Source organism: Streptomyces sp. BF23-19 (genome assembly GCF_041106355.1).
GTDB classification, from domain to species: Bacteria; Actinomycetota; Actinomycetes; order Streptomycetales; family Streptomycetaceae; genus Streptomyces; species Streptomyces virginiae_A.
The window spans coordinates 35,581-61,210 of record NZ_JBGBPT010000053.1; the positions used below are offsets into that span (position 1 = coordinate 35,581).

The window sequence follows — 25,630 nt, forward strand, 5'->3', positions numbered from 1 at the left end:
ACCCCTCTACGCTAACCCGTCCCCGGGGGCGCTCAGGGCGCGTACGTCTCTCCGCCGAGGGTGAGACCGGCGCTGCCCGCGGTGGTGTCGGCGAGCCAGGCCTCGAAGGCGGGCAGGTCCGCCTCCGGGAGGGCCACCTCGATCTCCACCTCGGCGCCGTAGCGCAGGTCCACCACGGTCCGGCCGGTGGAGCGCAGATCGTTCTGGGTCTTGCCGGCCCGCTGGTGGTCGACGGTGACGGTGGCCAGCCGGTAGCGGCGCCGGGTGACGGTGCCGAGTTCGTCGAGGGCTTCGCCGACGACCCCGCCGTAGGCCCTGATCAGCCCGCCGGCGCCGAGCTTCACGCCACCGTAGTAGCGGGTGACGACGGCGACCGCGTAGCGGATGTCGCGGCGCATGAGCATCTGCAGCATGGGCACCCCGGCTGTGCCGCCGGGCTCGCCGTCGTCGCTCGCCTTCTGGACGGACGCGTCGGCGCCGACGACGTAGGCGAAGCAGTTGTGCGTGGCGGTGGGGTGCTCCTTGCGGATGCGCGCGACGAAGTCCTGGGCCTCCTGCTCGGTCGCGGCCGGCGCGAGCGAGCAGAGGAAGCGCGAGCGGTTGATCTCGGACTCGTGCATGCCCTCACGGGCCACCGTCACGTACTGGTCTGCCTTCACCTCACCACCCTAAGCGGTGCAGAACGGGCCCCCTCCCGCCCGTGGCCTAGGTTGGCGTACATGGAGCTGCGGGGGTGGAACTACCGGTATGTGGGACCGGCCGAGCTGAGGGCGCTCGTCCGACCGGAGGGCGAGGGCCGGCGCATCCGCTCGGCCGCGGAGTTCGAGGACTGGGCCTCGGGCCCGGCGTCGGTCGAGCCGTCCGAGCCCGTCACGTTCGTCGTGGACGGCGCCGGTGTGCTGCGGCTCGCGCCGCGGCGGAGCGAGCACGTGGTGTGCGCGGGCGGCGGCACGGTGCTGAGCGCCGGGGAGATCACCTTCGGGCGGGAGTCCGGGCGGTGGGTGGTCCGTGCGGTGAGCAACCAGTCGACCGGATACTGCCCGGACACCTGCTCGTGGCCGGCCGTCGCGGACGCCCTGGACGCGGCCGGACTCGACGTGCGCCCGGACGGCTTCACCCACGAGGTGGTCTTCCGCCGCTGCCCGGCCTGCGCGCAGCTGAACATCGTCCGGGAGGAGTACTTCGTCTGCGTCTTCTGTGACGGGCCGCTCCCGCCGGGGTGGAACGTGGACCCGTCGGCGGGGAGCGGGGAATCGCGCGCGGGCCGTTTCGGTTGACCCGGCAGAGCGCCGGTCCGAGGGCGGCGGGGAAGCCGCGGTCAGGGCCGGCGGGGACGAGAACACCAGGAGGCGGCACACGTGTACGGCGATCCGGCAACCATCCGCAAGATCCTCACCGAGCTCGGCGACACCTGGGCCGTGGTGGGGCTCTCGAACAACCAGGACCGTGCGGCATACGGGGTGGCGCGCGTGCTCCAGCGGTTCGGCAAGCGCGTGATCCCCGTGCACCCCAAGGCCGAGACCGTGCACGGTGAGCCCGGGTACGCCTCGCTGGCGGACATCCCGTTCAAGGTGGACGTGGTGGACGTCTTCGTGAACAGCAAACTGGCCGGCCCCGTCGCCGACCAGGCGGCCGCCGTCGGCGCCGAGGCCGTCTGGTTCCAGCTCGGCGTGATCGACGAGGCCGCGTACGCCCGTACCCGCGAGGCGGGGCTGACCATGGTCATGGACCGCTGCCCCGCGATCGAGATCCCGGCGCTCTAGCCGGCGGACGCGCTGGTTCCGGCGCCGGTGCCCCCGTGCGTGTGCGCGGGGGCCGGCGCCGAGACCGGCGGGACCGACACGGCGAGGGTCATCTCCATCGGTACGGAGCCGTCGTTGCGGTAGGAGTGCGCGAGGTTCGCCTCGAAGGTGGCCGCGGCCCCGGCCGGGACGCGGAACTCCTCCTCGCCGACCACCAGGGTCAGCTCCCCGGCCGTGACGTGCAGCATCTCGATGGTGCCGGACGGGTGCGGGACGGAGTGCGTCCCCTCACCCGGCACCAGGTGCCAGGTCCACAGCTCCATCGGCCCTCGCTCGTCGGTGCCGATCAGCATCGTCGTCGAACTGCCCGCCTCGCTGGACCAGATCCGCACCACCTGGTCCGGCGGGACGATCCGGACCTGCGGGCCCCGGTCGTGGTCGAGGAGCGCGGAGATGCTGACGCCCAGCGCGTCGGCCAGCCTGACCGTGGTGCCCACGCTGGGGTTCGTACGGGCCTGCTCGATCTGGATGATCATCCCGCGGCTCACTCCCGCGCGAGCGGCCAGGGAGTCCAGGGTGAAACCGCGCTCACCGCGCCACCGCTTGAGGTTCCGGGCGAGCGCCTGGGTGAGCTGTTCGAGATCCGACACCATTCCGTCCAATATTTTGGATGACACAGTCCAACAGAGTGCACTAACGTGTTCCGTATTCGATGCTGCACTCCAGCGTTCACCGCACTGTACTGCGAGGTCCCCCATGACCGCCCTCTTCGCCCTGGCCACAGCTGTGCTGTGGGGGCTCGCCGACTTCGGCGGCGGGCTGCTGACCCGCCGGATCCCGGCGCTCACGGTGGTCGTCGTCTCGCAGGTCGTCGCCGTGGTCGTGCTGGGCGCGGTGGTCCTCGGCACGGGCGCCTGGCGGGAGGCCGGTCCGCAGCTGTGGTTCGCGGTCGGCGCCGGTCTGGTCGGGCCGATCGCCATGCTCAGCTTCTACAAGGCGCTGGCCCTCGGCCCGATGGGCGTGGTCTCGCCGCTGGGCTCCCTCGGCGTGGTCGTACCCGTCACCGCCGGGCTGATATTGGGTGAGCGGCCCGGGCTCGGCCAGTTCGCGGGGATCGCCGTGGCGGTCGTCGGCATCGTCCTCGCGGGCGGCCCGGAGCTGCGCGGCGCACCCGTCCAACGGCAGGCCGTCGTCCTCACTCTGGTCGCGGCCTTCGGCTTCGGCGCGGTGATGGCCCTGATCTCGGAGGCGTCCGCCACCGTGACGGGGCTGTTCCTGGCCCTCTTCGTGCAGCGGGTCACCAACGTCGCCGTCGGAGGCGCCGCCTTGTGGGCGCAGACCCGGCGCGGCATACCCGCGCTTCCGTCCGGCACCGGCCCGAAGCTCCTGTGGGGGCTGCTGCCCGCTCTGGCCTTCGTGGGCCTCGCGGACGTCGCGGCGAACGGCACGTACTCCATAGCCGCCCAGAACGGCCCGGTCACCATGGCCGCCGTACTGTCCTCGCTCTACCCGGTGATCACCGCGCTCGCCGCCTTCGCCGTACTCAAGGAACGGCTGCGCACGGTCCAGGCCGCGGGCGCCGGCCTGGCCCTCGCCGGAACGGTTCTCCTGGCCGCGGGCTGAGCTATCCCGACGCCGGGGCCCTACGAACGCTCGGCCTCGGCGAGTTCGATCTCCGCGAGCTCGGCCTCCGTCAGCTCGGCCAGACCGCGCAGCTGCTCCGGGGTCATCCCGTCCGGGATCGGCACCGGCGTCGGCGTGCGCAGCGGCGGCTGCCAGCCCGTCTCCGGCCGCCAGCGCCGTACGATGCGCGCCGGCGCCCCCGCCACCACGGCATGGTCGGGCACCTCGCCCCGTACGACGGCTCCCGCGGCCACCACCACGTTGCGGCCGAGGCGCGCGCCCGGCAGGATCACCGCGCCGGTACCGAGCCAGCAGCCCGGGCCGATCTCCACGGGTTCGCTGCGCGGCCACTGCCGGCCGACGGGCTCGTGCGGGTCGTCGTAGCTGTGGTTGGTGGACGTGATGTAGACGCCGGGGCCGCAGAAGGTGTTCGACCGGATGGTGATCCGGGCGTCGGCGATGACATGGCTGTTCCGGCCGATGACCACCCCGTCGCCCAGGACGAGCATCGGCTCGGAGCCGAGGTCGAGGTCCGGCATCATCCCGGCGGTGAGGGTGACCTGCTCGCCGATGATGCAGTGCGAGCCGAGCTCTATCCAGCGCTCACCGAAGACGGTGCCCTGCGGGAAGGCGAGCCGGGTGCCGTCCCCGATCGCCCCGAACCTGAGCCTCCCCGGGGTCTGCGCGGTGACCGCACCGGCCTGCTGCATCCAGCGCCATCCGGTGTGGACCACGCGGCTCGCCAACCGGCGGCGCGCGGCCGTCAGAGATGAGAACGTGTTCTGTTTCTTCGGCACCCGGCCACGGTAGTGCGCCGGACCCGCGTCGCCCCGACCACACTCCTGTGATCTTCACCCCATCGCGGGCACGGTGCCGCGCGTGGCCTACGGTGCCGATAGCGCGGCAACCGGACGACAGACGGCAGAGGAAGAGAACATGACGTACCAGGCGGCCCAGGCACTCGTGGCGGGTGTCGGCGGCAAGAACCCGGACATCGACCCGACGGCCTTCACGGCACCGACCTCGGTCACGGTCGGCGACGTCACCCTCGCCGCCGGCGCGAGCATCTGGTATTCGGCGGTGCTGCGCGCCGACTGCGGCCCGATCACGCTCGGCGCCGACAGCAATGTGCAGGACAACTGCACGGTGCACGTGGACCCCGGCTTCCCGGTCTCGATCGGCGAGCGCGTCTCCATCGGCCACAACGCCGTCGTGCACGGCTGCACCGTCGAGGACGACTGTCTGATCGGCATGGGCGCGACCGTGCTGAACGGCGCCGTGATCGGCGCCGGTTCGCTGGTGGCCGCCCAGGCCCTGGTCCCGCAGGGCATGGTCGTCCCGCCCGGCTCACTGGTCGCGGGCGTGCCCGCCAAGGTGCGCCGTGAACTGACCGACGAGGAGCGCGAGGGCATCAAGGTCAACGCCCTGATGTACGTCGAGCTGGCCAAGCAGCACCGCGCCTCGGTGACCCCGGACGCCTAGGCCGTCACCGCTGGGGCGCGTGGCGCTGGTGCCGTCACCGGTCCGGCGTTCCCCGCCCGTCGGGGGGCGACATCCGGCGACTCCCGCGCGGCCGCGAGCAGGGCCCTGACGGCCTGGTGGTCGGGGCGGCGCGTGCCGGGTGTCGCGCGGGCGGTGAACCGCTCTCCCTCCCGTCCCTCACGCAAGGTCCGCCCGGTGAGGGCGGCACCGCGGGCGAGGAGCCGTTCCACCGTGGCCGGGTAACCGAAGCGGGCGGCCCAGTCGAGCGGGGTGCGGTCCCGCATCGTCTCCTCGATGTCGGCGCCCCGGTCGAGCAGCAGGTCCACCAGCGGCGGGTTGCCGCTCTCCGCGGACGTGGCCGCGAGGACCAGGGGCACGTAGCGCATCCGCCCGGCCGGGCCGCCCGGTGGGGCGCCTGCGTCGAGAAGGGCCCGGGCGATGTCCGTGTGCCCGTTCATCGCGGCCAGGGCCAGCGGCGTCGCCTCGCCGTACGGGCCCGCGTCGATCCGGGGGTCGGCGCCCGCCGCGAGGAGCAGCCGGACGACCTCCGCGTGCCCGGCGCACACGGCAAGGTCCAGCGCGCGCCGGCCGCCGGGGACCCAGGCGTCGATCTCCGCTCCCCCGGCCGACAGGGACCGCACCGCGGCCGCGTCGCCCTGCTCCGCCGCCCGGCCCAGCCCGTTCGCCCGTGGGTGGTACTGGCTCGACCGGCCTTCGTCGGACCAGTCCGAGTCCGACTCCGCTCGTCGTCGCTGCGCTGCCGTCACTCGCCGACTGTGGCCGGGGCCGACTGCTGTGCGGGGATCTCCGCCTCGGCGGTGCCGGCGGCCGCGGCCGCCTTCTTCATCCGGCTGCGCACCACGAGCGTCACGGCGAGCCCGAACAGCACGGCCAGCCCCAGGGCCAGCCAGGAGAACCGCTTCAGCCACGGCTCGGCGACGATCCCGACCGAGTAGATGACGGCCGTGGTGCCGCCCGCCCAGAGGATGCCGCCGAGGACGTTGGCGATCAGGAAGCGCCAGTACGGCATGCGCAACACGCCCGCCAGCGGCCCGGCGAAGATCCGCAGCAGGGCCACGAACCGCCCGAAGAAGACGGCCCACATGCCCCACTTCTCGAAGGAGCGTTCCGCCAGCGCCACCTGCTGGGGCCCGAAGTGCTTGGGGAAGCGCCGGCCCAGCCGCTCCAGCAGCGGCTTGCCGCCCCGGCGGCCGATCGCGTAGCCGATCGAGTCGCCCACGATCGCCCCGGTGATCGCGCAGAGCCCCAGGATCACGGGGTCGATCTCCCCGTGCTGCGAGGCCAGCAGCGCCGAGCTGACCAGGACGATCTCTCCCGGCAGCGGGATGCCGAGGCTCTCCAGTCCGATGACCAGACCCACCAGGAGATAGATGCTGACCGCCGGAATCGTCTCCAGCCATTCCTGGATGTGCACCGGTACGTCCTCCCGTGTCGTCCTCGGCGCGCCCCCTGTGACACGCCGAACGGGCAGCCTATCGGCTCGCCACGACCGCCTTGGACCTCAGTGGCAGTTCACGCGACGAACGGCCCACGAACACCTGACGTCGGCCGGAACCCAGCACCCAGGCATGCTGCTCCGGGTCCCACGACGACAGGGCCCGCGCGTCGATGTCGAGGGTGACCCGCTCCGCCTGGCCGGGTGCCAGGACGAGCCGCCGGTAGCCGGCCAGCGCGCGTACCGGCTGGTCGAGCTCCAGCTCCGCGGACGGGCCGACGTACACCTGGGCCACCTCGGTGCCCTTGCGGCGACCGGTGTTGCGGACGGTGAACTCCACGCGGAGCCCGCCCCGCTGCGGCCGGACGGTGAGCTTCTCGTACTGCCAGGTGGTGTACGAGAGCCCGTGCCCGAAGGGGAACAGGGGGGTCACCCGCTGGGCGTCGTACCAGCGGTGGCCGACGTGGATGCCCTCGGAGTACTCCTGGCGGCCGCCCACGCCGGGGTAGCGCAGCGGCTCGCCGCCGACCGGGGTGGCCAGCTCGTCGGTGGGGAAGGTCTGGGTGAGTCGGCCGCCGGGGTCCACGTCCCCGAAGAGGAGGTCTGCGGTGGCTCCCGCGCCCTCCTGGCCCGGGTAGTACATCTGGAGGACCGCTCCGGTACGCGAGAGCCACGGCATGGTCGTGCTGGAGGAGGTGTTGAGCACGACGGTCGTACGGGGGTTCGCGGCGGCCACGGCCTCGATCAACCGCTCCTGCCCGCCCGGGAGCGCCAGGGAGGTACGGTCCCGGCCCTCGGTGGCGTCCTCGTAGGCGAACAGCACCACGCTGCGGGCCGCCTTCGCGGTCTTCACGGCCTCGGCGAGGTCCGCGGCGCGGGTCGCCCCGGTGGTGTGCCGCAGCCGGAAGCGCTGGCCTTTGTCCCCGCCCTCGGCGGTCACGGCGAGCCGGTGGGTGCCCGCCTTGAGGGCGAGGGTGGTGCGGCGGACGCTCATCCCGTCGGGTGCGGAGCCGAGCAGTCCGCCGGCGAAGTACTCGGCCACGCCCTGCCGGACGGGGAACAGTTCCTCCCCGTCGAGGCGTACGACGGGCCGCTTCCCGGTGTAGTGGACGAGCAGGGTCCACTCGTCGTCGGCCGCGAGGCGGAACTCCGCCTCGTGGCTCCAGACCCGCCCGGGTTCCACGGCCCGCGCGTCCAGGTCGGCGGCCGGGGTCAGCAGCTCGGCCGGGAGCGGCCGCCCGTACAGGTCCTCCCCGAGGGCGTAGCGGACGGTCGAACCGTTCCCGGCCCGTCGCCGGACGGCGCTGAGCGGGGTGGGCGCCCCGTCGGGAATCACGTGCGCGCTGCCACCGCCTCCGACGAAGGGCACCTGGCCGGTCGGTCCGATCACGGCGATCGAGCGGGCGGCGGCGCCGGTCAGGGGCAGGGTGTCGTGTTCGTTGCGCAGCAGTACGGCCCCGGCGGTGGCCACCTTGCGGGCGGTCCGGGCTCCGGCGGCGGAGTCGCGCGGGGGCCGGGCGGCGGGCCGCGCCGCCAGCAGCCCGAAGCGGTCCATGGTGGCGAGGATCCGGTGGACGGCGAGGTCGACGGCGCTCTCGGGTACGGAGCCGCCGCGCACCGCCTCGCGCAGCGGTCCGCCGAAGTGGGTGCCGCCGGGCATCTCCATGTCGAGGCCGGCGCCGATGGCGGCGACGGTGCTGTGGGTGGCGTCCCAGTCGGACATCACCCAGCCGTCGAACCCCCAGCTGCCCCGCAGCAGTTCGTCGAGCAGCGGCTTGCTCTCGCAGGCGTGGACGCCGTTGACCTTGTTGTAGGCGCCCATGACGGCGCCCGCGCCGGCTGCCACGGCGGCTTCGAAGCCCCGTAGCTCCGTCTCGTGGAGGGTCTGCTCGGCGGCGACCACGTCGACGGTGTCGCGGCCGTGCTCCTGGTTGTTGAGGGCGAAGTGCTTGACGGTGGCGATCAGGCCCTCGTCCTGGATGCCGCGGATCATCTCGCCCACGAGGTCGGCGGTCAGGCGCGGGTCCTCGGCGAAGGTCTCGAAGTTGCGGCCCGCGTACGGGGTGCGGATGAGGTTGACCATGGGCGACAGCACGACGTCCTGGCCGAGTGCCCGGCCCTCGCGGCCGATGACGCGGCCGTACTCGCGGGCCAGCGCCGGGTCGAAGGCGGAGGCGAGCAGGACCGGCGCGGGCAGTGCGGTGGCGGGTCTGGCGACGCGTACCCCGGCAGGCCCGTCGGTGAGGCGCAGCGGCGGGATGCCCAGGCGGGGTACGCCGGGTACGTAGCCGGCCTGGCCGAGGGAGGTGGGGTCGGGGGCGCCGTGCAGCAGGGCGGTCTTCTCGTCGAGGGTGAGCCGCTCCAGCAGCGAGTCGATGCGGGCGGCGCCCTTGGCCTCGGCGCCGGCGTCGGCCGGTGCGGCGGGCGGCGTCCCGGGGGCGCCCGCGCCCGGCGGCACCCCTGGCGCGCAGGCGCCCGCTGCGAGGGCCGTACCCGCCGTGCCCGCCGCCGCGAGCAGTCGCATCGCGGAACGTCTGGACACGGCCTCGCTCATGGGCGCTCCCTGCGGCGTGGGTCGGCGGGAGCGGCCCGCGCCGGACCGCTCCCGCGCCCACTGTGCGCCGCGTGCCCGCCGGGTCCACCGAGACGCGCCACCGCGGCGCCGAGGTTCAGCCCTCCGGCAGCGGCGGCGCGCCACCGGCGCCGCCACCGGCGCCGCGCGACGGACTTCGGGGCGGGCCGGCTCGTGGCCGCGGGGGTGGTGTGCCCGAGGGCGTCAGGCGTTGGGGCGCAGGGTCCAGACGACCGTCATCTCGCCCGTCACGGCCTCGTCCTCGCGCTGGATGGCGATGGTGACCGGGAACTCGGGGCGGCCGCCGGCGTCGAGTTCGGCGATGACCTCCGCGGCCGGGCGGCCGAGGGTGGCGGTGGCGGTGACGACGCCCTTGGCGAGCTTCTTGTAGCCGATCTCGGCCTTCACGGCGAGCGGGACGGCGCGCGAGAGCTGGTCGCCGAAGGCGGCCAGGACGATCGCGCCGCTCGCGGACTCGGCGAGGGTGAACATCGCGCCGGCGTGCGGGCCGCCGACGTGGTTGTGGTAGTCGGGCTGGTCCGGAAGCCGGACGACCGCGCGCTCGGGGGTGGTCTCCAGGAACTGGAGGTTCAGGGTCCGGGCCATCGGTACGGTCGCGGCGAGCAGTTCGCCCACGTTCATCTGGTCTGCGCTCATGAAACGCGATGTTACCCGTGAGTAGTCCTGATTGACCAGAGCTCCCAAGGGGGCGGCCGTGGCTCCCCGCGGCCACGGCCACTATCGTTACCGGCCATGTGGCCAGGACAGCAGCAGCCGCCCGGGGGAGAACAGAACCCTCAGGACGCGCAACAGAACCCGTACCAGCAGCAGCCGGGACAGCCGGGGCAGCCGAACCCGTACCAGCAGCAGCCCGGTTACGGATACCCGCAGCAGCCGGGATACCAGCCGCCCCAGGGCGCTCCCGGCCAGCAGTGGGGTCAGCCCCAGCTGCCGCAGCAGCCCCAGCCCGCCGCCACCGGCGGCGGCGGGAGCCCGTACTCGACCAAGACCGTGGCGATCGTCGCCGCGGCCGCCGTCGTCGTGGTGGCCGCCGCGACCGGCGCGTTCGTCCTGACCCGGGACGACAAGAAGACCGAGGCCGACGACAAGCCGACGGCAAGCCCCTCGGCGCCGGCCTCCGAGGCACCCGCCCCGGCCGGCAGCAGCCCGAATCCGCGGGCCGGCGGCAACGCCCAGCCCGTCATCCCGGGCTGGAAGGTCGTCGTCAACACCAAGTACGGCGTCAGCTACGACGTGCCCCCCGAGTGGAACGTCAACGAATCCGGCGTGAGCCTCTCCTTCCACGACGAGGTCAAGAACGATGGCAGCCCCATCATCACGATGAGCGGCACCGCCACCCTCAAGGAGGAGTGGTGCACGGTCGACAAGGACGCGGACGGCAGGGTCGAGAAGTTCTCGCTCGCGGACACCGGCATCAAGGGCGCCCAGGGCGCCAAGGACACCTCGCAGGTGGCGACCGACAACACCAGCGCCTGGGCCTGGGCGGCCTTCGCCCAGAAGGAGCCCAAGGGAACGGTCAAGGTGGCCGCGGCCAAGGAGTACACGACCTCCTCCGGGATCAAGGGCCACATGGTGGTGGCGACCGCTCCGAACCTGAAGAAGGAGCACAAGTGCTCCACCGACGGCAAGACGGTCGGCTTCGGCTTCAAGAACGCCGTCGGTGACTTCGCCAGCTTCGTGCTCATCAGCGCGGCCGGTGTGAAGGACGAGGTTCCGGACGACGTCTCCAACAAGATCATCAGTTCCATCCGGCTCACCACCCCGTGATCCGTCTCCCGCCCCGGGCCGACGAATCCGTTTGGATTCTCGGCCCGGGGCGGGGATAGTCCGGGGGTGAGTTCTCCCCGCGCCGCAGCACCCCGTACGCCCGTGAACCGCCGCCGACCCGAGTGGGCCGGCCGCAACTACAGCCTGCTCACGGGTGCGGCGATCATCACGAACCTGGGGAGCCACGGAGCGCACATCGCGGCCGCCTTCGCGGTCATGGAGGCCGGCGGATCCGTCGGCGACGTCGGACTGATCGCGGCCGCCCGCACGCTGCCGCTCGTCCTGTTCCTGCTCATCGGCGGCGCCATCGCCGACCGGCTGCCCCGCCACCGCGTGATGGTCGCGGCCAACGTCCTGAACTGCCTCTCGCAGGCCGCCTTCGCCGTCCTCGTCCTCGCGGGCGAACCCCAGCTGTGGCAGATGATGCTGCTGACCGCCCTGTGCGGCACCGGTACGGCCTTCTTCAACCCCGCGGCCGAGGGCATGCTGCTCTCCACCGTCTCCGGCGAACACTCCAACCGCGCCTTCGCGCTCTTCCGCATGGCGATCAACGGCGCCGGCATCGGCGGCGCGGCCCTCGGCGGAGCGATGATCGCCGCGGTGGGCCCGGGTTGGGTGCTGGCCGCCGACGCGGCGGCCTTCGCGGTCGCCGGCGCCCTGCGGACCTTCCTCGACGTCAGCCACGTACCCGACCGGACTCCCGGCGGCGGCCTGCTGTCCGATCTACGCGAGGGCTGGGTGGAGGTCCGGACCCGCCCCTGGCTGTGGAGCATCGTGCTCCAGTTCTCCGTCGTGGTCGCCGTCGTCGGCGCCGCCGACGCGGTCTACGGGCCGTTGGTCGCCCGGGACCAGCTGGGCGGGCCCGCGCCCTGGGGCGTGGCCCTGGCCTTCTTCGGCGTCGGCACCATCGCCGGGGCCGTCCTGATGATGGCGTGGAAGCCGCGCCGCCTGCTGCTCGTCGGCACGCTGTGCGTGTTCCCGCTGGCGCTGCCCTCGGCGGGACTCGCCGTGCCGCTGCCCGTATGGGGGCTGTGCGTGGTGATGTTCGTCAGCGGCGCCGCGATCGAGGTCTTCGGCGTGAACTGGATGACCGCGATGCACCAGGAGATCCCGGAGGAGAAGTTCTCCCGGGTCACCGCCTACGACTGGTTCGGCTCGGTGTCGATGCTTCCGCTGGCCACCGCCCTGGCCGGGCCCGCAGAATCGGCCTTCGGGCGCACCCAGTCCCTGTGGGGCTGCGCGGTGCTGGTCGTCGTACCCACCGCCCTCGTGCTGCTGGTCCCGGACGTCCGCCGCATGACCCGGCGGGCGCACAGCAAGACCATCGCCCCGGCGCCCGCGGCCGAGCCGGCCCCCGCCCCTGCCCCTGCCCCTGCCCCCGCCCCCGCCGACGCCGTCGGCCCCTGAGGCACCGTCGGCCGCTGAGACACCGTCGGCCCCGGCCGCTCACCCCAGGCTGAACGCACCCTCCGGCGGCGCCGGGGAAGGAGCCGCGTCCACGTCGGCCACCGGCGCCGCGCCCTTGCGGAACCGGACCAGCCCGTCCCCGTACTCCACCCTGGCCGCGAACGCGTCGGCCGCGCACCTGCGGGCCAGCGCCCCCACCTCCAGCGGGGCGTCCGAGGCCAGCAGCACGGCGTTCCCGAACCGCCTCCCCCGCAGCACCGCCGGCTCGGCGATCAGCGCCAGCTCCGCGAACGCGTCGGCGAAGTTCGCCACCTGCGCCCGCAGGAAGTCGAAGGGCGCCCCGTCGGCCAGGTTCGCCGCGTACAGCCCGCCGGGCCGCAGCACCCGCGCGGCCGCCCGGGCGTACTCCACCGACGTCAACTGCGCGGGCACCCGCGAGCCGCCGAACACGTCGGCCACCACCAGGTCCACGCTCGCGGCGGGCGCGGCCTCCAGCCAGGCCCGGGCGTCGGCGGTGTGGACGGTGACCCCGGAGTCCGCCGCGAGCGGCAGGTGCTCGGTCACGAGGTCGACCAGGCCCGCGTCGAACTCGACGACCGTCTGCCGGGATCCGGCCCGGGTGGCGGCGGCGTAGCGCGGCAGGGTGAGCGCGCCCCCGCCGAGGTGCAGCAGGTCCAGCGCGAGCCCGGGCTCGGCGGCGCAGTCCAGGACGTGCGCGAGGCGGCGTACGTATTCGAATTCCAGGTGCTGCGGATCGTCCAGGTCCACATACGACTGCGGGGCCCCGTCGACCGTCAGCAGCCAGGCCCGGTCCCGGTCCACGTCCGGCATCAGCTTGGCGGTGCCCTGGCCCACGTCCCGGACGACCGGGATCTGTTCTTCGCTCACCGGTCCATTGTCCGGCAGCGGCCGGGCGGGCTTCGAACAGCCCTCAGGCGGCCCCGGCGGACCAGACCGCCGCCGTCTCCTCCACGTGCTCCTCGGCCTGCGCGAGGCCCGCCCGAGCGGCCGGCTCACGCCGCGTCGGATCCAGCACGTTGCGCCCGAAGGCCTTGCGGGCGGCCGTCGACGGGGTGATCAGCACGACCCGCGCTCCCGCCTCCCGCAGTCGTTCGGCCTGCGCCGACGGTGAGGGGACCAGGCCCGAGCCGAGCGAGATCGGGGCGAGGATCACCACGCGTGCGTACCCGGCGGCCAGGTCGGCATTGGTGGCGGAGCGGATTCCGCCGTCGATGAAGCGGCGGCCGCCGACCGTGACCGGCGGCCACACCCCGGGCACCGCACAGCTCGCCGAGACCGCGTCGACGAGGCCGTCGCCGCTCCCCCGGTCGAACGCCTTGAGCTCACCGGTGAGGGCGTCCACCGCCGTGACGACGAGCCGGCGCTCGGGCCACTCGTGGGAGACCAGCCGGGCGGCCAGGACCTTGCGCCGCTCGGCCTCGCCGCCCGCGCCGGTGTCGGCGGCCAGGGCCATGGCGCCGACCCGCTGCCGGTAGGCCGTCGCGGTGCGCGAGCGCGCCATCGCGACGGCGTACCGGGCCAGGAGACCGGCCCCCAGTTTCGCCGTGGCCTCGCCGGTGGGGTCCCCGAGCTGGCGCTCGTACAGCTCCTGCGCGGTGAGCAGTCCGGAGGTGAGCTGGGCTCCGACCACGGAACCGGCCGAGGTGCCGACGACCAGGTCGGCGGTGGTGAGGTCCACGCCCGCGCGGGCCAGGCCGTACAGGACCCCGCACTCCCAGCCGATGCCGGTCAGTCCCCCGCCGCCGAGCACCAGTGCCGTGTCGCCGCTCATCTCCGCCCGCCCCTCCGCGCATGCCTGTGGTGACGGCAGTCTGGCGCAGCCGGGCCACCGCCACCACAGAGGGGTCCGGATCGGACCGGGATCAGCTCCGGATCACCCCAGTACGGCCGTCACCGTCCCCGCGCCGACGGTCCGCCCGCCCTCGCGGATCGCGAAACCGAGACCCGACTCCAGCGGGACGTCCCGGCCGAGCTCGACGGTCATCGTGACCGTCTCCCCGGGCCGGGCCACGGCGACCTCGCCCAGGTCCACGTCCCCCACCACGTCGGCGGTGCGGATGTAGAACTGCGGCCGATAGCCGCTGGCGACCGGCGTCGTACGGCCGCCCTCGCGCCCGGACAGCACGTACACCTGCGCCGTGAACCGGCGCTGCGGCGTCACGCTGCCCGGCGCGGCCACCACATGCCCTCGGCGCACGCCGTCACGTGGCACCCCGCGCAACAACAGCGCGACGTTGTCCCCGGCCTCGGCGGACTCCATCGGCTTCCCGAAGGTCTCCAGTCCGGTGACGACCGTCAGGGCCGGCTCGCCGTCACCGCCGAGGACCGCCACGCGGTCCCCGAGGCGTACGGTGCCGCGCTCGACGGCGCCGGTCACGACGGTCCCGCGCCCGGTGATGGTCAGCACGTTCTCCACCGGCAGCAGGAACGGCGCGTCCGTGTAGCGCACCGGGGTCGGTACGTACGTGTCCACCGCGTCCAGCAGCGCCTGGATCGCCTCCGTCCACCGCGGGTCGCCCTCCAGCGCCCCGAGTCCGGAGACCCGTACCACCGGCGCCGCGTCACCCCCGTATCCGTGCGCGGTGAGCAGCTCGCGGACCTCCAGCTCGACCAGGTCGGTGAGCTCGGGGTCCCCGGCGTCGGCCTTGTTCAGCGCCACCACGATGTGGTCGACGCCGACCTGCCGGGCGAGGAGCACGTGCTCGGCGGTCTGTGGCATGACGCCGTCGAGCGCGGAGACGACGAGGATCGCGCCGTCGAGTTGGGCGGCGCCCGTGACCATGTTCTTGATGTAGTCGGCGTGCCCGGGCATGTCCACGTGGGCGTAGTGCCGGGTGTCGGTCTCGTACTCGACGTGCGTGAGGTTGATGGTGATGCCGCGCCGGGACTCCTCGGGGGCCCGGTCGATGCGGTCGAAGGGCACGAAGGAGGCGCCGCCGTGCTCGGCGAGGACCTTGGTGATGGCGGCGGTGAGGGTGGTCTTGCCGTGGTCGACGTGACCCATGGTGCCGATGTTGAGGTGCGGCTTGGTGCGCACGAAGGCCGTCTTGGCCATGATTCATTCCCGTATCCGGAAGCTGCGACGGGACCCCGAGAGCGAGCCGACCCTCCCCCTGCGGGGTCCGCCGGACGATCCGGGAAGGGTCAGCTTCGTGCGCCGTCGAATGCGGCGAAGACGGGTGCGAACGCGGGTGCGCCTGCCGGTGCTTCCGCGATTGCGGCAGCCTTCGGCGCGTCCGCGACCGCGGACCGCGCTGCGAGGAAGGCATACCGGTTCATGCCCCTGATCCTGCCGGACGGTCCGGGACCCGTCGAATGAATTTCGGCGCGGTCAGAGGTTCCTGAGCGCCTCGCGGACCGAGAGCGGGGCCAGGGTGCCGCGTTCGGCCTCGACGAAGGCGCGTACGGCTTCCGGGTCCGTCTTCCCGTACTCGCGCAGCGCCCAGCCGATGGCCTTGCGCACGAAGAAGTCCGGGTGGCCGGCCCGGCGGCGGCAGTAGCCGAAGAGCCGGTCGGTGTCGGTGGCGGACTTGAAGCGGAGCTGGTGGAGCAGGGCGGTGCGGGCGAGCCAGAGGTTCTCGTCCTCGATCCACTCGTCCGTCACGGCCGCGAGTTCCGGGTCGGCGGCCACCAGCGGTCCGACCGTGTGCGCGGCCAGCAGGTCGACGGTGTCCCACCAGGGGACGGTGACGACCAGGTGCCGGACCACGGGCAGGAAGCCGGAGGAGCAGCGGGCGGTATGGCGGCGCAGATAGTCCACCGCGAAGTACTGGTACTCGCGCTCCGGGAGGCGCCGGCAGCCCAGCGCGAGCGCCGCGCAGTCCGTCTCGGACGGTTTCGGAGTGTCCTTCGTCACGGTCTTCGACAGTTCCCGGCGCAGTGGGGTGGGGATGCCGAGGAAGGGCGCGACGTCCTTCATGTAGGCGGTCATCGCCCGGGCCCGTACGGGATCGGCGGCGGGCGGATACGCCTCCTGCAGCCGCTCCAGCAGGGTGTCCGCGAGGGCGCTGCGGGGAACTCGCGGGGGGCGCCGGCCGTTCGACTGCATGAGGCCCAGATTACGGCGCACCGCCGTATACGTGGGCTAGTCTCCCGGGATGTCCCTCCTCCTCGCGCCGTGGACCCGGCTGTCGGTGCTCGTCGTGCTGCTCGTCGCGGCCGGCGTGTGCGTGCTGCTGTACGAGCCCCAGCGCATCCTCTCGGAGGGCTGGCCCCCGGGGCTCCCGGTGGGCACGGCGGTCCTGCTGTTCGCAGCCGCGTACGGCGTGTGCACGGCGGCCTTCGTGCCGCGCCCCCTGCTCAATCTGGCCGCGGGAGCCGTCTTCGGCAGCCAGTTCGGCCTTGTCGCAGCGGTCGGCGGCACGGTGCTGGGCGGCGCGATCTCCTTCGGGCTGGGCCGGATCCTGGGCCAGGAGGCTTTGCGGCCGTTCCTGCGCGGGCGCTGGCTCCAGGCGGCCGACGGCCAGCTCAGCCGGCACGGTTTCCGCTCGATGCTGGCGGTCCGGATCTTTCCCGGAATGCCGTTCGTGGTGGCCAACTACTGTGCCGCGGTGTCGCGGTGCGGCTGGGGTCCCTTCCTCCTCGCCACGGCGATCGGGGTCGTTCCGAACACCGCCGCGTACGTGATCGCGGGGGCCAGTGCCTCCTCGCCCGGATCGCCCGCGTTCCTCGTCTCGTTCGGCTTCATCGTCGTCTCGCTCGTGGGCGGCGGGGTCGTCGCATGGCGCAAACGACACCGCCTGACACCCCCTCGAACCGAGGATCGGGTGCCCGAACTGGTGCCCCAGCACCCCCCTGTGGTCAGCGCCGCTTCGCACGGGCCCTAGCATCGGACGCGAACTGCCCGACGATCACAAGGACGAGCGCACCCCGACATGAGCTGGTTCGAATCCCTAATCCTCGGTCTCGTCCAGGGGCTTACGGAGTTCCTCCCGATCTCCTCCAGTGCCCACCTGCGGCTGACCGCGGCGTTCGCCGGCTGGCACGACCCAGGAGCGGCCTTCACCGCGATCACCCAGATCGGCACCGAGGCCGCCGTGCTGATCTACTTCCGCAAGGACATCGCGCGGATCGTCTCCACCTGGTTCCGCTCCCTGTTCGACAAGGGGCTGCGCTCCGAGCAGGACGCCAAGATGGGCTGGCTGGTGATCGTCGGCTCGATCCCGATCGGCGTCCTCGGTCTCGTGTTCAAGGACGCGATCGTGGGCCCGGCCCGCGACCTGCGGCTGACGGCCACCACCCTGATCCTCATGGGCATCGTGCTCGGCATCGCCGACCGGCTGGCCGCCCGCGACGAGGAAGGCGGCCGGCACCGCGCCATCCGTGAGCGCAAGACGCTCCAGCAGCTGGGCGTCAAGGACGGTCTGATCTTCGGTCTCTGCCAGGCGATGGCCCTGATCCCCGGCGTCTCCCGGTCCGGCGCGACGATCTCCGGCGGTCTGCTGCTCGGCTTCACCCGTGAGGCCGCGGCCCGTTACTCCTTCCTCCTCGCGATCCCGGCCGTGCTGGCCTCGGGGGCGTTCGAGATCAAGGACGTGGTGGAGAACCCGGGGCACATCTCCTGGGGCCCGACGATCTTCGCGACGGTGATCGCCTTCTTCGTGGGCTACGTCGTGATCGCGTGGTTCATGAAGTTCATCTCGACCAAGAGCTTCATGCCCTTCGTGGTCTACCGGATCCTCCTGGGCATCCTGCTGTTCGTGCTGATCGGCACGGACGTGCTGAGCCCGCACGCGGGCGAGTCCGGGTCCTGATCCCGGGCCGCACATGTAGCACCATCTAGCATTTCCTGGCGCCTGACTGCATCACCAGCCATGATCATCTCCCACTCGTCTCCCACCTGGGAGGCGGGACGCACTCCCCCTACGGCGTGCGCGTCCGCAAAGCGAGGGATGACACGGAAGGGCCCGCACGGCAAGCCGTGGGGGCCCTTCCGTACAAAGGGTAGAGCGGGTCAGCCAACTTCAGTCCGGCCCGGGCCGCGACCCTCGCCGCGAGGAAACGCAGCCGCTCATCCACCCTGTCCCGGGCATCGCCGGTGAGGTCGTCCAGCGCGGCGGCGGCCTTGCGGATGAGCCGGCCGACGCGCGCTTCCACGTCCTCCCACGTGTGCGTCACCTCGACTGCCTCACCGTACGGACCCGTGCCCAGCGCCCCGTATACGGCGATGGCGCCTTCCCCCATGTCCCCGTTGATCGCGAGGACCTGGAGGAGCCGGATGTCCCCGGCCGCCGTGATCTCATCCGGCGCGCGGCCCCGGAACTGGTGCTCCACCACCGCCGCGCCGTCCCCGCTCACGGTGTCCAGGGCGACCACGGCCGTCACGATGACGTCCGCGAGTTCCTGCGCGAGGCCTCCCCAGTCGTGGGACGCACCCTCGCGCGGGTTGACGCCAAGCGTCCCGTGAAGGGCCTCCGCGACCTCCCCCAACTCCTCGGAAATCTTGAGCATGCGCAGGAGCCAGGCGTCCTCCGCCAACGTCGGGGCCGCGTTCGTGTCGAGCCACTTCCGCAGCCGCGTCACGTGCTCCCGGGTCTCAACCTTCATGCCGATCTTCTCGGGTCAGAACAGCGCCGACGCCGTGACGTCCGCGGCGGCCAGGTCGGTCACTCTCAGCGGCGCCGTGGTGTGGATTGCCAGGGAGACCGTCAGTGTGGACTGGTCTGTGAGCCGGTCCTCGCTGGTGCGCGGCTCACACACGTACCGGGCAGTCCTCTACGTGGCGTGCGAGGGGCCGGGAGACGCGGGCGTGGTCGCAGAGGTAGCCGTCGCCGGCGCGCCCCACCCAGGAATACTCCAGGGCGTCAGGGGCCAGGAGACGGAAGACGTCCCGGTAGCCGGCCGCGGCGGGCCCGGTAGGGAACGCGCACTCCCACACCTGGAACGTGCGGTACTTCGGGACCATGCTCCGGCTCCAGAATGTTGAAGTCCCCGAGGATCAGGCGGTGGCCGCCTCCCCGGTGGGGAGCGCGGCGGCCAGGCCCTCCAGGAACGTGTGCTTCCTGGTGGCCTTCGCCTCCGTCTGCTCGCGGGACGGCACGTACACCTCGAGGGCCTCCAGGGGCCCCGTGGCGGTCTCCATGGTCACGGTGGCCACCCGGTGCGGAAGGTGGTCCAACGGCTGGCCGGAGCGGGCTCGTGGCGAGGCGGGACACGATCATCACGCCCCGCTTCCGAGTGCCCTGGGGAGGCCACGGGAAGGTCACCGTGTAGCCGGCCCGCTCGAACTGCTTGGCCTGGAACTCACACCCCACGCTCCGCGCCGTCTCTGTGAGGACGAGTTCGCCGCCCTTCTTCGTCAGGGGGCGGGCGCGAGTTGATCGACAGCATCCCGCATCGAGCCCTCCGCGGGGGCGTAGCGGCGGGCCTCGCCTGCCCGTCCGCGCCCTCGCCGGAACCACCCCGCCGAGGAGTCGGCCGAGTTACGCCATCGAGGGCGGAGCTCAGCGGCCATTGTCGGTGCGGGCCCGTACGATCCATCCATGCCCTCGCCCGCCAGGCCTCACGATCGACTGCGCCCTGCTGCTGCGCGGATCAACACGGCGATCCGACGACTCATGGAGGATCCCAACACACCCCGGCACGCGGCGGAGTACCAACGGCTCCTGGTTGAGTGGAAGAAAGCCACCCGGGCCGACATGGTCAAGGCGGCGTAACGCACGAGCACCCCGCCGACCGGGCGGGTCCTACTGAAGTCGAACTGGTGATGTCGGCGCCGAGTTGATCACGTTGGCGTGCTGGCCAGACCCCGCGAGTCGCACCAGTCCTCGTAGCCAAAGGACTCAGGGGTACGAACCAGGGCTCGGGTGCGTGCCGCCCAGCTGCCGATCCAGGCTCCTCCGGTCGGCGTCGCCCCGTCGGTCAGCGCGCGCAGGCTTACGAGAAGCCGCACGATCATGACGCGACCTTGATCGCGTAGGAGCCCCGTGACTTGAGTGCTGGTATTCGGCGATTCTGGCCTGACAGGATCGGCTCGTGATCAAAACCTCGGTGACTATGCGCGAGCTCGTTGTCAGTGACTTCCACGCTGTGCATGCCTTCGCCAGCCTGCCGGAGGCTTGCCGCTACCAGGCGTGGGGGCCGAACACCGAGGAACAGACGCGGGACTTCGTCCAAGGCACGGTGGATGCCCGGCTGCAGTCCCCGCAGGCAAGATTCGTGTATGCGGCCTGCCTCGACGGTGAACTCGTCGGTATCGGCGAGCTGAAGGTCCGTAGCCTGGCCCACCGTCAGGGCGAGATCTCCTATCTCGTACATCCTCGGGTGTGGGGTCGAGGCGTGGGCACAGCCATCGGCGGGGAACTTCTCGGCAGAGGGTTTGGGCTGAGGGCACTGCACCGGATCTATGCGACCTGCGATCCTCGCAACGTCGCATCGGCCCGGGTGCTGGGCAAGCTCGGCATGACCCACGAGGGTCGACACCGGCACACCGCGCTGATCCGGGACGGCTGGCGTGACTCCGAAGTCTTCAGCATCCTCGACCAGGAATGGGCGCACCGGCCCGGGCCTGAATGATCGGGGCGTCGGTGGTCAGGCTCCGGCAGCCGCCCTGGTGTCCGAGGCAAAAGCCGCGCGGGATCATCTGGGGTGTGAAGTCGAGTTGGGCCCGCGCGGCCGGGCCGTCCGAGCGCAACTTCTACGGCCATGCGTTCCGCCGCCAACCCCAACGGCGGATCACGGTCGAGCATGCCAACACAGAGGTCGAGCAGTGACGGTCGCTACAACGCTGGACCGGCGAGCGCGACAACCTGCCCGAGGTCATCGCCGCAATCGGCGCCCTGGTCTCCGACCGCAGCGCCAAGCGCCCAACCCGCAGCAGGCCGAGCGTGGAACCCGACCGTGTCCGCGCAACGGCCTGCTGATCCACCCCTGAGTCGAACCGCCAGGCCAGCACATCCCAAGCCCTATCGTGCGGCTACTCGTTACTTCGGGCATCGTCCGAAAACGCATGAGCACGGCGTTGCCACCTAGTGCTGTGACCGGAAAGGTCCACCGGGTCACGGCGCCCGGTACGCCACCTCGCCGCGTTGTCGGACCACGGAAGTACGTCCGGTACGGCCCGCGGCCCTCCGCCTTGCGATGCACCGCACCGGACACCGCGACCCGGCAAACCTTCCCGGCCACAGCACTAGAAGGCACAGGCAGCCGAGGGAAGAACTGACCGCGAGGGCAATGCCCAGCGGCTGCCAAGGTCACGAATAGCGAGCCGAACGCTCGGGCCCAGTCCTGGGAGACCGGGGGCTGTACTCCGGGTACGCAGGCCCAGGTGGCCATCTCCTCATGCGTTGGATTGACTACATCTCTGATCGCTACCCGTGGCGCGCTCAAGCCCAACAAGAACCCCGGCCCATCGGGCAGTTTCTGTGTGCGCCCTCAGGTCAGCGCAGGCCGTCCGTGTCGTCGATCTCTTCGCCGACTGGGAGTGGCTGATGGTCGCCCTCCGGGGGCTCGCCATAGATGACCCCGGAGACCGCCGTGTCGTATGCCTCGTTGAGGCCGTTCCCGCTTGTGCCGAGTATGTTTTCCCAGTCAATTCCCATACCTACGATCCTATCTGCACCACCCGACAGTCTCGGCGATGCGGGACACTGCGGCCGTGCGCCTGCACGGCCTGGGGCTACATCTGATCGACGGATCTATGCCCGCGGCCAGCCGAAGGCCAACCAGGACAACGCGCTTCTCGACGCCGCTGTCACGCCGTCCGAGCCGGCGCCATCGACCTGCGCGCCGTGCACGGTTCACCGGTGGGGCGCATTGGTGGCGGCCTCTACTACAGAAGATGCCCATGCGCGTCGGCGGACGATCATGCGGCGGTCGTACGGGTGCCAACTCGACGCGCACGTCTTTGGCGCCGCCGGCCACGCGGGGCTGATCAGCAGCGCGGACCTTGGTCGTCCACTCCTTGCTGCGGGCGACGCCCCCCCATTCGAAGGGACGCACGGATCCACACGACCGGCGTGAGCGGCGACGCGCTGCACGCGATGCCGCACCGGCACATGGGAGGGGCCGGGAGGGATCCGTCGGCGTACGACTTCCACAGTCTGCGGGCTGGTCATGTCACCCGGATAAGACGGAACGGCGCGAGCACCGAGGAGATCGTGCAGGCCGGCCGGTGGCGGAAACCGAGACGGTGAACGTCTGCGACCGGAAGTTCAACCCGGCCGCCCGCAACAGCGTCATGCGCCTAGGCCTGTCCCCTCTCCGGCCGGCTTGTTGCGGACAACACGCATCCGGACATCGAGAGAGGCCTGGGGCTCAGGGTCGGGCTCGTGGTCGCCGGCGGTTTCAGGGTTGACGCTCAGCGCGTGAGAGCGGAAGGCCTCCCGCTCGGCGGAGAGTTGCTGGATGGTCTGGGTGATCCGGTGGATCTTCTGCCGCAGCCTCTCCCGCTCCTGCTCGGCGATGGCGAGCTCGGCGAGCTGTTTCTGGATCTCAGCCTCGTTTTCCCGGGCGTAGTTGTCGCTGACCAGTGTGATCAGCGGAACCCCGAGAGCCTCGGCAGCGGTGACCGCCTCGTCGAGCCTGACCGCACGGGTCTGCTGCTCGATGCGCGTGATGGCGGTGGAGTCAACGTTCGTGCCAAGCAGTGCGGCCATACGGCGCGCTAGCTCTGCCTGGCTGATGCCGAGGCGTTCGCGCTCTTGGCGAAGCCGGCGGGCGAAAAGGTCACCGGGCAGTGGATTCATGGCGGTTTGACACTTCCTGGTCGAGATCGCGATCGACGGGGGTAGGTGGGGGCGGCCCACCTCGGAACCGAGCAGGCCAGCGTCGCAGCAGTGCTAGAGCGGCACATTACACATCCCGCACTGCGGATTCCACAGGCCTCCGCCGCGCCTCCACGGCCACGCGCCACCTCCACGGCCACGCGCCGCGACGTCGATTCGCCTCGCTTCTGAGCTCCTTCCGGCCATCTATCGACAGACCCTGGCGCCCCCTACGCTCCACCATTCGAATGGTGTAGATTGACCACTCAAGATGCACACGTATACGAGTCGACAAGAGGCGTCGATGGATGTCATCGACCGCTTCAGTCCCTATCACCACCTGCCACGGTAGGCAGTCTGCGCGTGTTGTGGTGCGACTCGATGTCACGCCCACTGAATGAATCGAAAGGCGAGAGGAAAGAAGTATGCCGAACACCTACGGGGCAGCCGTCCTCACACAGGCATCCCTGCCGAGCGCCGCCTGGGACCTGACCAGCTTCCTGACGAACGCCAAGGCCCAGGTCCAGCTCTGGGGAGGTTCTGTCCTCATGCTGCTCGGTGTTGCCGGCCTGGTCTGGGGCGGCGTGCTCTTGATCAAGAAGCTGATGGCCAACCCGCAGTCCGCCGGCCAACAGCAGGGCTGGGGCACGATCGCGCTCCTCATTATCGTCGGCGGAGCTTTGGGCACCGGCGGGTGGACGCTGATCGAGACGATCGGCTCCGGCGGCCAGCAGACCATTACGGATCTCGGCGGCGGCACGGTGATCGTGCGGACCGTCGACCAGGTCAGCGGATTCCTGAGCGGCCCTTCCAAGTAGGGGGCCGTCACAGACCGCGCACACGAACGGTGACAAGGGCATCGAGCGAACCGGGTCGGTTGAGGTGCAAGGCCTCTTCCGACCCGGTTCGCCATATCCGGGCTCGCAGCACGGTGCACGCGCGAAAGAGAGCAGAACATGGGGATCAAGGACAAGGCGCTGGCCTTCAGTAGGAAGTTCAAGCTTGACTCGCACCACGCGATCGAGCGTTTTGGGGTGTTCTTCAGCGTCTTCGCGGTCACGGGCGCGATCTCGATCGGCGCATCAGGGGTCTCGGCATACCAGGCGGAGCGTGACTCGCTGTCGCAGACGGCGCTGTACACCAGCGACTTCAAAACGTCGAAGACGAATCTCGAAGGCACCGTAGACGGGGTCTACACCAACGAGAGCGGCAACAAGGCGCTCGTGATGATGCACTTCAGCCCGACCGCTCAGATCTCGTACAACGCCGCGGACTACAGGGCGTTCCTGCTCGGGTCGGACACCTCGCTCAACAGCGAGCCGGTCAGCACCAGCGGGATCAAGGGCTCCCTCTACGCCTTCGGCTCGACCGGCTACATCGGGGTCCTCCTCAACGCCGACCGGCCCTTCGACCGTCAGGTGTTGAATCTGACGGTCCGTGCGAATGCCGAACTCACCGCGCCCGGAGCGGAGCAGAAGCAGAGCAGCGGCAAGCTGGCCGGCGACGAGACCTTCTCCAAGTACGACCAGTGGCGGGTCTTCTTCAACCCCGGTGCGTCCGGGGTCCAGAAGATCGCGGCGCTCAACGCTCCGACCTTCGATCCCGCGCAGGCCTACTACGGGGTCGCACTCAAGGAGAAGGAGACCGAGGCCAGGAACGCCCTGGACCAGAAGCTCGTCGAGATGCGCGCGAATCTGACGCAGATTCGGTCTTACACGTCCGACCTGCAGACGACGAAGATCGACGGGTTGTTCCTGCGTCCGCCGACCGTTCCGGCCTCGATCGCCACGGACAAGATCACGGGCGTCTCCGCAGCCGAGGCAAAGGACGGTGTCCCGACGCTGGCGCTGCAGACCAAGCACGTCGCCCCCGGCGGCTTCGACCTCAACTGGCGCACAGGCAACGTCTACGACGGCTACCTCGATGCCCTGACGCCAGCCGGACAGAGCTACGCCCAGTTCTTCACGAAGAAGCGTGACGAGGGCTCAGATCCGACGAGTCAGCAGATCTCGGACATGCAGTGGATTCTCTCGGATGGCACCAGTCTCACCAAGGACTACCAGTCCTCTGACGTGACGATGCGCCCGCTCATGAACATCATGAACAACCTTTCACAGGCGTATCAGAACTACTCAAGGAACAAGTCCAAGTACCAGTCGGATCTCTCGCTCGACCTACTCCGACTGGACGTGAGTCTGCGGGACGTGCAGTCCAACAGCACCATTCGCGACGACAAGGACTTCCTCAAGACGCTCCACTGAGTGCGGCGAGGAAGTGTCGCACCCTGCTACCTGGATTGAGCCGGAAAGGAAAACAGCATGGCCGCCGACCAACCGAATCGGAGCTCCAAGAAGGGGACGACGAAGGACCAGCCGGACGCGTCGGTGAGTCAGCGGATGCCCCGGCAGGGTCGCGCGACCAAGAGCCTCGGCCATAAGGAGGACATCGAGAAGCCTCCTTCGGGTAAGACCACCGCGCTCAAGCAGCTCCCGGGACGGGAAGCTGATTCTTCCGGTCCTTCTGGCCCATCGGGCACGGCGAACACTGCGCCGAAGATGTCGGAGGCTGGGTCGAAGATACCGGACAGTGCAGGCACCGCAGGCAAGACAGCCGGGGCCGCGAAGGCCGGGGCGCCGAAGGCCGGAGCCGCGAATCCCGGGGCGCCGAAGGCCGGGGCGCCGAAGGCCGGGGCCGCGAAGGCCGGGGCGCCGAAGGCCGGAGCCGCGAATCCCGGGGCGCCGAAGGCCGGGGCGCCGAAGGCCGGGGCCGCGAAGGCCGGGGCGCCGAAGGCCGGAGCCGCGAATCCCGGGGCGCCGAAGGCCGGGGCGCCGAAGGC

The 25,630-nt window shown here is 71.2% G+C and carries 29 protein-coding genes and 1 pseudogene; 13 read left to right on the plus strand and 17 right to left on the minus strand.

Annotated elements, in window-relative coordinates:
* Positions 1–32 precede the first annotated feature (32 nt).
* The gene (locus tag AB8A24_RS27030; protein ID WP_030718947.1) at positions 33–659 is read right to left on the minus strand and encodes a YigZ family protein; all 627 of its coding nucleotides are present in this window, start codon (positions 657–659) and stop codon (positions 33–35) included.
* Between the two features lie 60 nt (positions 660–719).
* On the opposite strand from AB8A24_RS27030, the gene AB8A24_RS27035 reads away from it, so the two are divergent.
* Both AB8A24_RS27035 and AB8A24_RS27040 read left to right on the plus strand, forming a co-directional pair.
* The gene (locus AB8A24_RS27035; protein ID WP_328964267.1) at positions 720–1,277 is read left to right on the plus strand and encodes a hypothetical protein; all 558 of its coding nucleotides are present in this window, start codon (positions 720–722) and stop codon (positions 1,275–1,277) included.
* A gap of 81 nt (positions 1,278–1,358) precedes the next feature.
* The gene (locus AB8A24_RS27040; RefSeq protein ID WP_369477839.1) at positions 1,359–1,763 is read left to right on the plus strand and encodes a CoA-binding protein; all 405 of its coding nucleotides are present in this window, start codon (positions 1,359–1,361) and stop codon (positions 1,761–1,763) included.
* Here AB8A24_RS27040 and AB8A24_RS27045 read toward each other — a convergent pair.
* Complete coding sequence (locus tag AB8A24_RS27045; protein WP_328966063.1) at positions 1,760–2,392, minus strand: XRE family transcriptional regulator; 633 nt, start codon at positions 2,390–2,392, stop codon at positions 1,760–1,762. The two genes, AB8A24_RS27040 and AB8A24_RS27045, sit on opposite strands and share 4 nt — an antisense overlap.
* 106 nt (positions 2,393–2,498) lie before the next feature.
* Between AB8A24_RS27045 and AB8A24_RS27050 the strand changes: the two genes are divergently transcribed.
* Positions 2,499–3,365 (plus strand): EamA family transporter, encoded by an 867-nt coding sequence (locus AB8A24_RS27050; RefSeq protein ID WP_369477840.1) that lies wholly within the window; start codon positions 2,499–2,501, stop codon positions 3,363–3,365.
* Between the two features lie 20 nt (positions 3,366–3,385).
* Here the strand turns inward: AB8A24_RS27050 and AB8A24_RS27055 are convergent, their stop codons facing one another.
* Positions 3,386–4,162 (minus strand): DapH/DapD/GlmU-related protein, encoded by a 777-nt coding sequence (locus tag AB8A24_RS27055; protein WP_369477841.1) that lies wholly within the window; start codon positions 4,160–4,162, stop codon positions 3,386–3,388.
* A 139-nt stretch (positions 4,163–4,301) separates the two neighbouring features.
* Between AB8A24_RS27055 and AB8A24_RS27060 the strand changes: the two genes are divergently transcribed.
* Positions 4,302–4,847, plus strand: a complete 546-nt coding sequence (locus tag AB8A24_RS27060; RefSeq protein ID WP_030718931.1) for a gamma carbonic anhydrase family protein — start codon at positions 4,302–4,304, stop codon at positions 4,845–4,847.
* Here the strand turns inward: AB8A24_RS27060 and AB8A24_RS27065 are convergent.
* The 4 genes from AB8A24_RS27065 to AB8A24_RS27080 all read right to left on the minus strand — a co-directional run bounded on the left by AB8A24_RS27065 (position 4,844) and on the right by AB8A24_RS27080 (position 9,532).
* Positions 4,844–5,614, minus strand: coding sequence for an ankyrin repeat domain-containing protein (locus tag AB8A24_RS27065; protein WP_369477842.1), 771 nt, complete (start codon positions 5,612–5,614; stop codon positions 4,844–4,846). The genes AB8A24_RS27060 and AB8A24_RS27065 overlap by 4 nt on opposite strands.
* The gene (locus AB8A24_RS27070; RefSeq protein ID WP_030770461.1) at positions 5,611–6,282 is read right to left on the minus strand and encodes a DedA family protein; all 672 of its coding nucleotides are present in this window, start codon (positions 6,280–6,282) and stop codon (positions 5,611–5,613) included. Before AB8A24_RS27070 ends, AB8A24_RS27065 begins: the two co-directional genes overlap by 4 nt.
* Before the next feature lie 58 nt (positions 6,283–6,340).
* A complete protein-coding gene (locus tag AB8A24_RS27075; RefSeq protein WP_328964263.1) occupies positions 6,341–8,857 on the minus strand; it encodes a glycoside hydrolase family 3 C-terminal domain-containing protein in 2,517 nt (838 codons plus the stop codon).
* A 222-nt stretch (positions 8,858–9,079) separates the two neighbouring features.
* The gene (locus tag AB8A24_RS27080; RefSeq protein ID WP_181382609.1) at positions 9,080–9,532 is read right to left on the minus strand and encodes a DUF4442 domain-containing protein; all 453 of its coding nucleotides are present in this window, start codon (positions 9,530–9,532) and stop codon (positions 9,080–9,082) included.
* 96 nt (positions 9,533–9,628) lie between these two features.
* On the opposite strand from AB8A24_RS27080, the gene AB8A24_RS27085 reads away from it, so the two are divergent.
* On the plus strand, positions 9,629–10,663 hold the full coding sequence (locus AB8A24_RS27085; RefSeq protein WP_328964262.1) for a hypothetical protein: 1,035 nt from the start codon (positions 9,629–9,631) through the stop codon (positions 10,661–10,663).
* 66 nt (positions 10,664–10,729) lie between these two features.
* Complete coding sequence (locus AB8A24_RS27090; protein WP_369477844.1) at positions 10,730–12,070, plus strand: MFS transporter; 1,341 nt, start codon at positions 10,730–10,732, stop codon at positions 12,068–12,070.
* Positions 12,071–12,109: 39 nt separating this feature from the next.
* On the opposite strand, the gene AB8A24_RS27095 is transcribed toward AB8A24_RS27090, so the two are convergent.
* The 4 genes from AB8A24_RS27095 to AB8A24_RS27110 all read right to left on the minus strand — a co-directional run bounded on the left by AB8A24_RS27095 (position 12,110) and on the right by AB8A24_RS27110 (position 16,139).
* Positions 12,110–12,901, minus strand: coding sequence for a fused MFS/spermidine synthase (locus AB8A24_RS27095; RefSeq protein WP_328966062.1), 792 nt, complete (start codon positions 12,899–12,901; stop codon positions 12,110–12,112).
* Positions 12,902–13,001: 100 nt separating this feature from the next.
* Complete coding sequence (locus AB8A24_RS27100) at positions 13,002–13,862, minus strand: patatin-like phospholipase family protein (protein WP_328964260.1); 861 nt, start codon at positions 13,860–13,862, stop codon at positions 13,002–13,004.
* 102 nt (positions 13,863–13,964) lie between these two features.
* Positions 13,965–15,146: an elongation factor Tu gene (tuf, locus tag AB8A24_RS27105; RefSeq protein ID WP_328964259.1), complete on the minus strand. Its 1,182-nt coding sequence runs from the start codon at positions 15,144–15,146 to the stop codon at positions 13,965–13,967.
* 276 nt (positions 15,147–15,422) lie between these two features.
* Positions 15,423–16,139 carry a DNA alkylation repair protein gene (locus AB8A24_RS27110; RefSeq protein ID WP_369477845.1) on the minus strand — a complete coding sequence of 239 codons (717 nt, stop codon included), beginning with the start codon at positions 16,137–16,139 and terminating at the stop codon, positions 15,423–15,425.
* A 49-nt stretch (positions 16,140–16,188) separates the two neighbouring features.
* Here AB8A24_RS27110 and AB8A24_RS27115 point away from each other — a divergent pair, with 49 nt between their 5' ends.
* Complete coding sequence (locus AB8A24_RS27115; RefSeq protein ID WP_369477846.1) at positions 16,189–16,917, plus strand: TVP38/TMEM64 family protein; 729 nt, start codon at positions 16,189–16,191, stop codon at positions 16,915–16,917.
* A gap of 48 nt (positions 16,918–16,965) precedes the next feature.
* Complete coding sequence (locus tag AB8A24_RS27120; protein ID WP_328964256.1) at positions 16,966–17,844, plus strand: undecaprenyl-diphosphate phosphatase; 879 nt, start codon at positions 16,966–16,968, stop codon at positions 17,842–17,844.
* A gap of 109 nt (positions 17,845–17,953) precedes the next feature.
* Here the strand turns inward: AB8A24_RS27120 and AB8A24_RS27125 are convergent, their stop codons facing one another.
* Genes AB8A24_RS27125 through AB8A24_RS27140 form a run of 4 tightly spaced genes read right to left on the minus strand, consistent with a single transcriptional unit; the run spans position 17,954 to position 19,178 of the window.
* A complete protein-coding gene (locus tag AB8A24_RS27125) occupies positions 17,954–18,637 on the minus strand; it encodes a MazG-like family protein (protein WP_369477847.1) in 684 nt (227 codons plus the stop codon).
* Positions 18,638–18,652: 15 nt separating this feature from the next.
* The gene (locus AB8A24_RS27130; RefSeq protein ID WP_369477848.1) at positions 18,653–18,790 is read right to left on the minus strand and encodes a hypothetical protein; all 138 of its coding nucleotides are present in this window, start codon (positions 18,788–18,790) and stop codon (positions 18,653–18,655) included.
* The gene (locus AB8A24_RS27135) at positions 18,783–18,995 is read right to left on the minus strand and encodes a hypothetical protein (protein ID WP_328964254.1); all 213 of its coding nucleotides are present in this window, start codon (positions 18,993–18,995) and stop codon (positions 18,783–18,785) included. The genes AB8A24_RS27130 and AB8A24_RS27135 overlap by 8 nt, the downstream gene beginning before the upstream one ends.
* Before the next feature lie 33 nt (positions 18,996–19,028).
* Entirely contained in the window at positions 19,029–19,178 is a 150-nt protein-coding gene (locus tag AB8A24_RS27140; protein WP_328964253.1) for a hypothetical protein, read from the minus strand.
* Positions 19,179–20,065: 887 nt separating this feature from the next.
* On the opposite strand from AB8A24_RS27140, the gene AB8A24_RS27145 reads away from it, so the two are divergent.
* Both AB8A24_RS27145 and AB8A24_RS27150 read left to right on the plus strand, forming a co-directional pair.
* Positions 20,066–20,605 (plus strand): GNAT family N-acetyltransferase, encoded by a 540-nt coding sequence (locus AB8A24_RS27145; RefSeq protein ID WP_369477849.1) that lies wholly within the window; start codon positions 20,066–20,068, stop codon positions 20,603–20,605.
* A 74-nt stretch (positions 20,606–20,679) separates the two neighbouring features.
* Positions 20,680–20,802: a hypothetical protein gene (locus AB8A24_RS27150; protein ID WP_328964251.1), complete on the plus strand. Its 123-nt coding sequence runs from the start codon at positions 20,680–20,682 to the stop codon at positions 20,800–20,802.
* 666 nt (positions 20,803–21,468) lie between these two features.
* Here the strand turns inward: AB8A24_RS27150 and AB8A24_RS27155 are convergent.
* Both AB8A24_RS27155 and AB8A24_RS27160 read right to left on the minus strand, forming a co-directional pair.
* Positions 21,469–21,630 carry a hypothetical protein gene (locus AB8A24_RS27155; RefSeq protein WP_328964250.1) on the minus strand — a complete coding sequence of 54 codons (162 nt, stop codon included), beginning with the start codon at positions 21,628–21,630 and terminating at the stop codon, positions 21,469–21,471.
* 636 nt (positions 21,631–22,266) lie between these two features.
* Complete coding sequence (locus AB8A24_RS27160; RefSeq protein ID WP_328964249.1) at positions 22,267–22,776, minus strand: helix-turn-helix domain-containing protein; 510 nt, start codon at positions 22,774–22,776, stop codon at positions 22,267–22,269.
* 443 nt (positions 22,777–23,219) lie between these two features.
* Here AB8A24_RS27160 and AB8A24_RS27165 point away from each other — a divergent pair, with 443 nt between their 5' ends.
* The 3 genes and pseudogenes from AB8A24_RS27165 to AB8A24_RS27175 all read left to right on the plus strand — a co-directional run.
* Positions 23,220–23,612, plus strand: a complete 393-nt coding sequence (locus AB8A24_RS27165) for a hypothetical protein (protein WP_328964248.1) — start codon at positions 23,220–23,222, stop codon at positions 23,610–23,612.
* 138 nt (positions 23,613–23,750) lie between these two features.
* Positions 23,751–25,055, plus strand: a complete 1,305-nt coding sequence (locus tag AB8A24_RS27170; protein ID WP_328964247.1) for a hypothetical protein — start codon at positions 23,751–23,753, stop codon at positions 25,053–25,055.
* Between the two features lie 57 nt (positions 25,056–25,112).
* Positions 25,113–25,630, plus strand: a pseudogene (locus tag AB8A24_RS27175) (hypothetical protein); the annotation flags it as partial.

Excerpts from the sequence above, each read along its gene's own strand:
- AB8A24_RS27115 (WP_369477846.1), top strand. The coding sequence starts at position 16,189 with ATGTCCCTCCTCCTCGCGCCGTGGACCCGGCTGTCGGTGCTCGTCGTG.
- AB8A24_RS27120 (WP_328964256.1), top strand. The coding sequence starts at position 16,966 with ATGAGCTGGTTCGAATCCCTAATCCTCGGTCTCGTCCAGGGGCTTACG.
- AB8A24_RS27060 (WP_030718931.1), top strand. The coding sequence starts at position 4,302 with ATGACGTACCAGGCGGCCCAGGCACTCGTGGCGGGTGTCGGCGGCAAG.
- tuf (WP_328964259.1), bottom strand. The coding sequence starts at position 15,146 with ATGGCCAAGACGGCCTTCGTGCGCACCAAGCCGCACCTCAACATCGGC.
- AB8A24_RS27170 (WP_328964247.1), top strand. The coding sequence starts at position 23,751 with ATGGGGATCAAGGACAAGGCGCTGGCCTTCAGTAGGAAGTTCAAGCTT.
- AB8A24_RS27100 (WP_328964260.1), bottom strand. The coding sequence starts at position 13,862 with ATGAGCGGCGACACGGCACTGGTGCTCGGCGGCGGGGGACTGACCGGC.
- AB8A24_RS27135 (WP_328964254.1), bottom strand. The coding sequence starts at position 18,995 with ATGGTCCCGAAGTACCGCACGTTCCAGGTGTGGGAGTGCGCGTTCCCT.
- AB8A24_RS27110 (WP_369477845.1), bottom strand. The coding sequence starts at position 16,139 with ATGCAGTCGAACGGCCGGCGCCCCCCGCGAGTTCCCCGCAGCGCCCTC.
- AB8A24_RS27080 (WP_181382609.1), bottom strand. The coding sequence starts at position 9,532 with ATGAGCGCAGACCAGATGAACGTGGGCGAACTGCTCGCCGCGACCGTA.
- AB8A24_RS27155 (WP_328964250.1), bottom strand. The coding sequence starts at position 21,630 with ATGGGAATTGACTGGGAAAACATACTCGGCACAAGCGGGAACGGCCTC.
- AB8A24_RS27125 (WP_369477847.1), bottom strand. The coding sequence starts at position 18,637 with ATGAAGGTTGAGACCCGGGAGCACGTGACGCGGCTGCGGAAGTGGCTC.
- AB8A24_RS27160 (WP_328964249.1), bottom strand. The coding sequence starts at position 22,776 with ATGAATCCACTGCCCGGTGACCTTTTCGCCCGCCGGCTTCGCCAAGAG.
- AB8A24_RS27095 (WP_328966062.1), bottom strand. The coding sequence starts at position 12,901 with ATGCCGGACGTGGACCGGGACCGGGCCTGGCTGCTGACGGTCGACGGG.
- AB8A24_RS27075 (WP_328964263.1), bottom strand. The coding sequence starts at position 8,857 with ATGAGCGAGGCCGTGTCCAGACGTTCCGCGATGCGACTGCTCGCGGCG.
- AB8A24_RS27035 (WP_328964267.1), top strand. The coding sequence starts at position 720 with ATGGAGCTGCGGGGGTGGAACTACCGGTATGTGGGACCGGCCGAGCTG.
- AB8A24_RS27165 (WP_328964248.1), top strand. The coding sequence starts at position 23,220 with ATGCCGAACACCTACGGGGCAGCCGTCCTCACACAGGCATCCCTGCCG.
- AB8A24_RS27085 (WP_328964262.1), top strand. The coding sequence starts at position 9,629 with ATGTGGCCAGGACAGCAGCAGCCGCCCGGGGGAGAACAGAACCCTCAG.
- AB8A24_RS27050 (WP_369477840.1), top strand. The coding sequence starts at position 2,499 with ATGACCGCCCTCTTCGCCCTGGCCACAGCTGTGCTGTGGGGGCTCGCC.